9 protein-coding genes are annotated in these 8,767 nt (G+C 34.5%); 2 read left to right on the top strand and 7 right to left on the bottom strand.

The window, feature by feature from the left end; translation table 11 throughout:
* Positions 1 to 133: 133 nt before the first annotated feature.
* From folK to RT261_RS14270, 5 genes are all read right to left on the bottom strand, one after another.
* Positions 134 to 955 carry a 2-amino-4-hydroxy-6-hydroxymethyldihydropteridine diphosphokinase gene (gene folK, locus RT261_RS14290; RefSeq protein WP_313133448.1) on the bottom strand — a complete coding sequence of 274 codons (822 nt, stop codon included), beginning with the start codon at positions 953 to 955 and terminating at the stop codon, positions 134 to 136.
* Positions 956 to 1,097: 142 nt separating this feature from the next.
* Positions 1,098 to 1,907 carry a dihydropteroate synthase gene (gene folP, locus RT261_RS14285; RefSeq protein WP_313133445.1) on the bottom strand — a complete coding sequence of 270 codons (810 nt, stop codon included), beginning with the start codon at positions 1,905 to 1,907 and terminating at the stop codon, positions 1,098 to 1,100.
* A gap of 132 nt (positions 1,908 to 2,039) precedes the next feature.
* Complete coding sequence (gene folE / locus RT261_RS14280) at positions 2,040 to 2,591, bottom strand: GTP cyclohydrolase I FolE (protein ID WP_313133444.1); 552 nt, start codon at positions 2,589 to 2,591, stop codon at positions 2,040 to 2,042.
* A 34-nt stretch (positions 2,592 to 2,625) separates the two neighbouring features.
* The gene (locus RT261_RS14275; protein WP_313133443.1) at positions 2,626 to 3,996 is read right to left on the bottom strand and encodes a bifunctional folylpolyglutamate synthase/dihydrofolate synthase; all 1,371 of its coding nucleotides are present in this window, start codon (positions 3,994 to 3,996) and stop codon (positions 2,626 to 2,628) included.
* A 73-nt stretch (positions 3,997 to 4,069) separates the two neighbouring features.
* On the bottom strand, positions 4,070 to 5,272 hold the full coding sequence (locus tag RT261_RS14270; RefSeq protein ID WP_313133442.1) for a class I SAM-dependent rRNA methyltransferase: 1,203 nt from the start codon (positions 5,270 to 5,272) through the stop codon (positions 4,070 to 4,072).
* A gap of 432 nt (positions 5,273 to 5,704) precedes the next feature.
* On the opposite strand from RT261_RS14270, the gene RT261_RS14265 reads away from it, so the two are divergent.
* A complete protein-coding gene (locus RT261_RS14265; RefSeq protein WP_313133441.1) occupies positions 5,705 to 6,892 on the top strand; it encodes a GNAT family N-acetyltransferase in 1,188 nt (395 codons plus the stop codon).
* A 109-nt stretch (positions 6,893 to 7,001) separates the two neighbouring features.
* Entirely contained in the window at positions 7,002 to 7,403 is a 402-nt protein-coding gene (locus tag RT261_RS14260) for a Fur family transcriptional regulator (protein ID WP_313133439.1), read from the top strand.
* 41 nt (positions 7,404 to 7,444) lie between these two features.
* Here the strand turns inward: RT261_RS14260 and RT261_RS14255 are convergent, their stop codons facing one another.
* Positions 7,445 to 7,825 (bottom strand): hypothetical protein, encoded by a 381-nt coding sequence (locus RT261_RS14255; protein ID WP_313133436.1) that lies wholly within the window; start codon positions 7,823 to 7,825, stop codon positions 7,445 to 7,447.
* 108 nt (positions 7,826 to 7,933) lie between these two features.
* A complete protein-coding gene (locus tag RT261_RS14250) occupies positions 7,934 to 8,713 on the bottom strand; it encodes a TIGR03915 family putative DNA repair protein (protein ID WP_313133435.1) in 780 nt (259 codons plus the stop codon).
* Positions 8,714 to 8,767: the final 54 nt, after the last annotated feature.

Raw genomic sequence — 8,767 nt, 5'->3', positions numbered from 1 at the left:
ATACACCATGTTATCCTTACTAAAAATAAATTAAGTCATTACGAAAACCCAATCAGCACTTTTTGAGTTCTCTACACCCCCAGGCAAAGCGTCCTACAAAGATACATTTTTATTTGGCTTTATAAAGCTTTTATTAATTATTCTTTTTATAGCCTTCGTATAGTTTGCTCACAGTTTGATTGTAAATTGGGTGCATATAGTATGGCGCAATTTCCCTCATTGGATCTAGGACAAATTCCCGGTTAATGATTTCGGGGTGAGGTATGGTCAATCTTTCTGTATTGATAATGGCATGATCATAGAATAAGATGTCTAAGTCAATGGTACGGGGTCCCCAGTGAATGGTTCGGACTCTCTTTAATTTGTTTTCTATTTCACCGATTAGCTCCAGTAGTTCTTCCGGTGATTTTAGAGTTCTAAGTTCTAGTGCACAATTTAGAAAATCCCCCTGTTCCACTTCTCCCACCGGCTTTGTATTACTATAGGAGGATACTTTTATTATCTGACACTCTTCATCAGATTTTAATAACTCTATAGCAGAATTCAGGTTTTGTTCCCTGTCTCCCATATTGGATCCCAGGCCTATATAAACGGTATGCCATCCTCGCTCCATTTCAACAGATACCGTATCTATTGGTAACAGAATAGGTGCCCAGGGTTTTTTCACTTGTACTTTTAATTTTTCTATATTCTTAAACTCTAATAATATTTTCTTTGCTAAATGCGCGGTTAATGCTTCAATTAATTTGAAGGTGTTTTGCTCCATTTCTTTTTTTATAAAATGGCATACTTCGCCATAGTTAACTGATTTTGATAAGTCATCATTTTTAGCAGCAGCTGATAAATCTGCAAATATTTCTACAGATACTAAAAACTTTTGCCCTAATACATTCTCTTCTTTGTATACACCGTGATGAGAGAATACTTCAAGATGTGAAATCACTATTTTATCCATATTAATTCTCCATGTTCCCAATGCCTGCGTATTTGAACGCAAGCACAAATTTACCGTGTTAAAATTTAATTTTCATACTAGCTCACATTGCATGCCGCAAATCAGGGTGTGAATTATGCATTTCAATAATTCACACTAGTGCCTAGCGTTCCCTTAGTATTGCTTCTGTCATTCGAATTGCCCGAAGGTTTGCTAATACATCGTGTACCCTTAGAAAATTACAACCTTTCATAACACCCATAACACTCGTTGCAAGGGTTCCTTCCAATCTGTTTTCTACCGTTTCATTCAGGGCTTTACCAATCATTGATTTTCTTGAAGTTCCCAGTAAAACCGGCAGTTCGAATTTTTGAAGTTCTTCCAGACGATTCACTACTGTTAAGTTCATTTCATAGGTTTTTGCAAAGCCGACTCCCGGATCTATAATGATTTTGTCTTTTTCAATACCGGCAGCCAGAGCAATATCAATACTATCCTGCAGGTCTGAAAGCATATCTTTCATAAAGTTATCGTATATGGCTTCTTTTCTATTATGCATAATACATGTGGCTCCATTATATTTACTAATGACATTTGCCATGTTAGCATCAAATTTTAGCCCCCATATATCATTAATTAAATCTGCTCCGGCATCGAGAGAAGCTTCCGCCACCTTACTTTTATAGGTATCAATGGATAACGGAATATCAAAATGTTTTTTTAGTTCCTTTATCACAGGTACAACCCTATTAATTTCGTCTTCCTCTGAAATCATGGTATAATTAGGACGGGTTGATTCACCGCCAATATCAATAATATCCACACCTTCCTTTATCATCTGTTCTGCATATTCCAATGCATTGGATAAAGTATTAAATCTTCCGCCATCGGAAAAAGAATCCGGTGTTACATTGAGAATACCCATAATATGGGTTCTTTCCTTAATTTTAAACTCTTTATTTCCAATAATCATATTATCAAACACCTGCCTTAATGAAATATACATTTACACAAGAATGTTACGGTACTCTCAGATTTATAAAAACAAACTTTATAAATTTTCTATTCTAAATCGTTGATTTATCCTTCTTATTTGTAAAGTATCTTATTTTATCAGTTGAAAAAATGTATTTTTTAATTCCTGATTTTGTTCAAAATCTCCTCTGGTTACAAAAGTAGTGGTTTTTGCACCTGGTTTGCGAACACCACGCATAGTCATACACATATGTTCCGCCTCTAACACCACAATAACTCCCTTGGGATTTAGATATTTCATAATATCATCTGCGATTTGGGCTGTCATTTGTTCCTGAATCTGTGGACGTTTTGCATATACTTCAACAGTCCTTGCAAGTTTACTTAATCCCACTACTTTTCCATCTGGAATATATCCAATATGTGCTTTTCCATAGAACGGAAGCAAATGATGTTCACACACCGAATAAAAAGGGATCTCTTTTTCCACTATTAATTCATTGTTGGTAGCAGTAAAAGTTCTTACCAGATGTTCTCCTGCATCTGCTTTTAATCCTCCAAATATTTCTTCACACATTTTGGCTATTCTTTCTGGAGTCTCTAACAGTCCTTCTCTGTTAACATCTTCACCAATGCCTTCCAAAAGAAGCTTTACTCCTTCTTCAATTTTTCTCTGATCCATATTTTCTCCCATCTGCCAAATCCTTTGCAATCTTCTATTCCATTGTAATACCCAAAACCTGATACACTTCTTCCAAATATGATAAGGAACCAAAAGCTACTATTACATCGTTCTCGCCTGCAATATTATAAGCTTTTTCAACCGCTTCTGAAACCCTGTGGCAGTCATAAACGGTACTGCAATATTGGCTTGCCGCCTGTGCCAATACTTTGGAACTTAATCCCCTTGAGCTATTTGGAGTTATGGTTAGGATTGCACTGGCATATTTTCCCGTATGTTTTAACACAGCATTATAATCTTTATCTGCTAACACTCCCATAATATAGATTATTTTCTTGCCTTTTAAATAAATATTAATATTCCTTGCCAAAGAAATAGCAGCATCTTCGTTATGAGCTCCATCTACTATAAATAACGGTTCCTCCTTTAAGATTTCAAATCTGCCCCTCCAGCATGCATTCAACAGTCCTGAATAAATATCTTCTTCTGTTATGGAGTAGCCGGAGCTTTGTAATACTTTTATTGCCAATAGGGCTGTAACCGCATTTTTAATCTGATTTTCGCCTAACAAATTGATATGCAAATGCTTCCATTCTTCATAGGAAAATATAGTTCCCTTTAAATCCTGTCTTTCTATCCTAATATTGTTAAAGTCTGCAAATGCCACATTGGTTCCCATTTCTTTGCATACTTCCTCAATAACTTTTCTTGCCTCTGGTTTTTGATCATAAGAGATTACCTCAATCCCCGGCTTAATAATTCCTGCCTTTTCCATTGCGATTTCTTCCAAAGTATTGCCTAAGATATGCATATGGTCCATACTGATAGATGTTAGAACTGCACACTCTGCAGTACTTATAACATTGGTTGCATCCAACCTTCCTCCCATACCCACCTCTAAAACAACAATATCACATTTGGAATCTAAAAAGTATAAGAAAGACATTGCTGTTTCTATTTCAAATATGGTTGGATGAGGCAGTCCCTCCGCTGTTATAGAAATGCAAGCTTTTTGAATCCGTTCTATATAATAGGCAATATCTTTTTCTGATATATATTTTGTAAATATGTCTGGAGATTTATCAAACTTAGTATCCTTCCTCTGATTATTTCCGCTACTTATCATATGGGAAGTTTCATGTTTATAGGATATTTGAATGATTTCTCTTTTATTTAACACTGCCGGAGAAATATATCTGCCTACATAATAGCCGGCTGTCGCAAGAATAGCTGAAATATATGCCCCTGTGGTACCTTTTCCATTCGTACCGGCCACATGTACAAACTTTAATTGTTCCTGAGGATTTCCTAATCGGGCTAAAAGTGTCTTCATTGATGAAAGTTCCAATACACTGCCATATTTATTTGATTCCGTTATAAATTTATATGCCTCTTCAATGGTCATTTTACACCTGTATCTTTCTTTCCTTTGTCTTACTTTCTTTTGTCTTTCTTTACTTTTGTCTTATAACAGTAAATTATCTTTCATCACAAACTTGGAATATAAAGAATTTTAGATAATAAGACTCATCTGCTGCCCAAAGGATTGGATGATCTGGAGCCTGAGTACGATACTCTACCTGTCTTAATCTCTTTCTCACATGTTTAGCTGCTTGTCCTACCGTATCTGCAAATAAATCTGGAGTCATAAAATGAGAACAGGAACAAGTGGCTAAAAACCCGCCATTTTTTAATAATTTCATTGCCCTAAGATTGATTTCCCGATACCCTTTTATTGCATTCTTAACAGAATTTCTGGATTTTGTAAATGCAGGGGGATCCAAAATAATAACATCAAATTTTTTATTCTGCTTTTCCAATTCCGGCAGTAATTCAAACACATCTGCACATTGAAAATGTACCACTTCCTGTAAACCATTCAGTGCAGCATTCTCCTCCGCCTGTTTAACACCCAGCTCCGACGCATCTATTCCTAAAACACTTTTGGCCCCGGCTAATCCAGCATTTAATGCAAAAGAACCTGTGTGAGTAAAACAGTCTAGAACCTCTGCTCCTTTGCACAATTTCTTTATGGCTTCGCGATTATATTTTTGATCTAAAAAGAAACCAGTCTTTTGGCCTTCTTCTACATCTACATTATATTTAACACCATTTTCAATAATCTGAATCTTAGTATCAAAAGATTCACCAAGAAAACCTTTGATCCGTTCCATGCCTTCCTGAAGTCGAACCTTGGCATCACTGCGCTCATATACACCGCGAATCTGAATGCCATCTTTTAATAAGATTTCTTTTAACAGTTCTACAATCGTATTCTTCATTCGGTCTATTCCCATAGCCAATGACTGAACAACTAATACATCTGTGAATTTGTCTACAACAATTCCCGGCAGAAAATCCGCTTCACCAAATATAATGCGGCAGCTGCTTGTATCTACCGTTCTTTTTCTATATTCCCAGGCATCTTCAATACGAGTTTTTAAAAACTGCGTGTCTATTTCCTGTCCTTTTATTCTGGTCATAATTCTTACTACTATTTTGGAATTGGTATTGATAAAACCCCTTCCCATAAAATAATCATCAAAATCATGTATGTCTACTATATCACCATTCTCGAAATCCCCGGTAATGGAATCTATCTCATTGTCGAACACCCACATACCACCGGATTTTAATGTTCTACCTTCACCTTTTATTAATTTTACAACCGCTTTTTCCATGTATGATTATCTCCAATTTCTGCAATATAAGCTCCCGCCTCTTACACAAGTAAACTCGCGTATGCTTACTACGATTAATTATATTAGGAACACTAACATTCCTGCTCCTGGTCTTAGCTCCCATACGCAAGGAAGCTTGCCTATGTGTACTACGCGTTAATTATATCATAGTAAGGGAGATTGTCAACGCAGTTAATTGTATGAAAAACGGCAACTTCAGGATGAATATTACATGATAAAAAGCTGCAAAATAAAGTCAATTTCTAAAGATATTATTCCATTTAAATTTACACCTCCTTAGCTCTTAATTGAATTGTTTTATTAACATTTATAAATCCCTTTTAAACTTTCTTTTATAGCCATATTATCTTCCTATTCAAATTCTCGCCTGCTTCTGCTATAATAGTGTAAATAACTAAGGAGGAACTTACAATGTTAAAGGCTGTAATATTTGATATGGACGGAGTGCTGATTGACAGTGAGCCATTACATGCCAGGGCTGCCGTATTGGCATTTAAAAATATAGGTGTTAACATTACTATGGAATATTGTTATCAATTTATCGGCAGAACCAATGCGCATATGTTAGAAACCATCATTCATGATTATAACCTAACCTATAGCACTACGGAGCTGCTGGATTTATATAATAAATCCAGAGAACAATTACTCAATGAAGAAGGCTATTCCCCTATTCCCTATACAAAGGAATTAATAGAGGATTTATACCAGCATGGAATAAAATTAGCCATTGCTTCTTCCTCCTCTATCCAAGATATAGAAGAAGTGGTGACTTCCTTGGGAATCAAAAAATATTTTGATCATTTAATCAGCGGAACTACGTTAAAACACCCAAAACCTGCACCTGATGTATTCTTAAAAGCTGTCAAGGAATTAGGAGTTCCTACAAACGAATGCATCATTATAGAAGATTCTTATAGTGGCCTTATGGCTGGAAAAGCTGCCGGCATTCCTGTAATCGGATTTACTAATCCTAATTCCGGAAACCAGAATTTATCGGATGCTTGTATCGTTGTAGAAGGTTTTGAAGAAATTGATTACAACTATATCAATCAGATTCATGCAAGAGTAAATGGAGAGCCAGTTACTATAGCCAATACCTCCCGATTAATTATAAGGGAACTTTCTGAAAATGACTTGGTGGATCTAAAAAAAATATATGCACAACCTGATGTAAACAAATACATTAAAGACATTGATAATGACTTAGACATAGAAATAGAAAAGCAGAAGGCTTACATAAATAATGTTTATCCTTTCTACGGTTACGGTCTTTGGGGTATATATCATAAAGAAACTGGTAAATTAATTGGCAGATGCGGAATCCAAAATAAAATAATTCAAGGAAAAGAAGAAATTGAATTAGGTTATCTTTTATCCAAGAATTATTGGGGACTTGGCTTTGCATCTGAAAGTGGGAAAGCTGTTCTTGATTATGCCTTCCACATCTTACACTTTCAGAGAATTGTAGCAGTCATTGATCCATTAAATTATAGTTCCGTTAAAGTAGCTGAAAGAATCGGAATGTCTAAAGAAAATACGGTTATTATAAACAATAAAGAGTATCTTCTCTATCATATTGAATTTCCAGCTTCATAACAAGTTTCTCTATAAAAGTATTGACAATATGAGCCAAATAGAGATAGACTTTATATAATATATGTAATCATTCCATTGTTTTATTTACCAAACCAAAGGAGTATAGCTAATGGAACTAAAACGAAATACAAAACAAAGGCAATTAATTCTAGATATATTAACCAATTCCTCTAGACCTATGTCAATTAATGATATATATCATAAAATAATACACGAAATACCTACTATCGCGAAATCAACCATTTATCGAAATATTGATTCCTTATTAAGTCAAAATCTAATTGATAAGTACTATTTGAACGACAATGAATTGTTCTATCAAATAAAGGATAATTCAAATCATCATAAACATTATGTAATATGTGATAGTTGTAAAAAGATGTTTGACTTGCCGCTATGCCCGATTCATGAAATTGAAGATGCTATGAAAAAAGAAGGATTCTCTATTTCAGATCATTATATACAAATATCCGGAACATGCAGGGACTGTTTGAAAAAGAAAAACGAGTAGTTTAATACTTTTAAACTACTCGCTTCTTAATAATCTTATAATTAACGATTATTATTGTTATTTACTTTGTTTTCAATGGCATCTTCTACATTACCAACTGCACCGCCAACGGTATTATCTCTGGTTCCATCGATTGTTGTTCCGTTTGTTGTGGTTCCGTTAGTTGTAGTACCATTAGTTGTAGTACCATTGGTAGTAGTACCGTTTGTAGTACCATTTGTAGTACCGTTAGTAGTACCATTTGTTGTTCCATTTGTTGTTCCATTTGTTGTTCCATTTCTATTATCATCTACATTCGTACTTCCAGTGCCATTACGATCTGATGTAGTTGAATTATTAGTACCTCTGCCAGTATTACAAGCAGTAAAAGATAGGAAAGTTAAACAACAAACAGCTAATAATAGATATAGTTTTCTTTTCATGGATACTCCTCCTATAAAATTATTTCATTTTACTCGTTTAGTATCCCACTGATTTTTCTATATTATGCATATTAGAAATGCTTGGATTTAATTTGCTTCAAAAATTCATTATTTATTAAATTCGGTCATATGATTTCGAAACCGTAATGGCATATTATTCCTTTGAAGTTTATGATTCACTCTTGCTTCAATTCCAATTGTTTCAAAAAAAGTTTTCCAAAGACTTTGAAATTCTTCTTCTGCATCGGAAAGATTTCCTATGTTATCTAAATTCAGATGTTCTCCCACTGTATAGATCCAAGGATAACCGACCTTATGAACAATAGCGTTTTTTCTTTTTTCATCATAAATAACAAAATTCTCATTAGATAGTCTATCCGAAAAATGAGGCGCTATTAATCGTATTACATCATTTTTAGGATTTATTTTTGCTAAAAGTATATGATTATTGATTTCTTTAAAGCGTAGGAACCCTAGATAATGATGGGCTTCATTGGATACATTCCTGTTCATCTCAAATAAACTCATAACAGTATCATTACCTAAATGATTTACCACCTTCGCTCCCATGGAAAAACCAAGAATTAAGAATCGATATACAACGTCTGCCTTTTCCGCTCTTTCAGACCAGATTCCATTACAAACCATGTCATATGCTTCCATAGATATCTTTTCTTTTATTGCTTTTGCAACCTTAAGAGCTTTTTCTTCATTGGTTTTAACATGAATATATTCTGAAAACAGTTCAAAATTTCTTTCATTTCCATATTCCGTAGAAACTTCAATGCGATTATATTCATGTCCATATCTGCTGCTCCATGCATCATAAATAGCGGTAAATATTCCTTCCCCACTATCTTCACATATATAGATTCTTTTATTCTTCATAATAGCCTCGATTCGGATATTTTATGCCTTTTATTACGATAATAACTTTGTGCC

This window comes from Anaerocolumna sp., assembly GCF_032079385.1.
Classification (GTDB): domain Bacteria; phylum Bacillota; class Clostridia; order Lachnospirales; family Lachnospiraceae; genus Anaerocolumna.
This window is presented reverse-complemented; position numbering and strand designations above follow the sequence as displayed.

Bases quoted from the DNA above. Each gene is read 5' to 3' on its own strand.
- folP (WP_313133445.1), bottom strand. From the start codon at position 1,907: ATGATTATTGGAAATAAAGAGTTTAAAATTAAGGAAAGAACCCATATT.
- RT261_RS14270 (WP_313133442.1), bottom strand. From the start codon at position 5,272: ATGGAAAAAGCGGTTGTAAAATTAATAAAAGGTGAAGGTAGAACATTA.
- RT261_RS14265 (WP_313133441.1), top strand. From the start codon at position 5,705: ATGTTAAAGGCTGTAATATTTGATATGGACGGAGTGCTGATTGACAGT.
- RT261_RS14275 (WP_313133443.1), bottom strand. From the start codon at position 3,996: ATGACCATTGAAGAGGCATATAAATTTATAACGGAATCAAATAAATAT.
- folK (WP_313133448.1), bottom strand. From the start codon at position 955: ATGGATAAAATAGTGATTTCACATCTTGAAGTATTCTCTCATCACGGT.
- folE (WP_313133444.1), bottom strand. From the start codon at position 2,591: ATGGATCAGAGAAAAATTGAAGAAGGAGTAAAGCTTCTTTTGGAAGGC.
- RT261_RS14255 (WP_313133436.1), bottom strand. From the start codon at position 7,825: ATGAAAAGAAAACTATATCTATTATTAGCTGTTTGTTGTTTAACTTTC.
- RT261_RS14260 (WP_313133439.1), top strand. From the start codon at position 7,002: ATGGAACTAAAACGAAATACAAAACAAAGGCAATTAATTCTAGATATA.
- RT261_RS14250 (WP_313133435.1), bottom strand. From the start codon at position 8,713: ATGAAGAATAAAAGAATCTATATATGTGAAGATAGTGGGGAAGGAATA.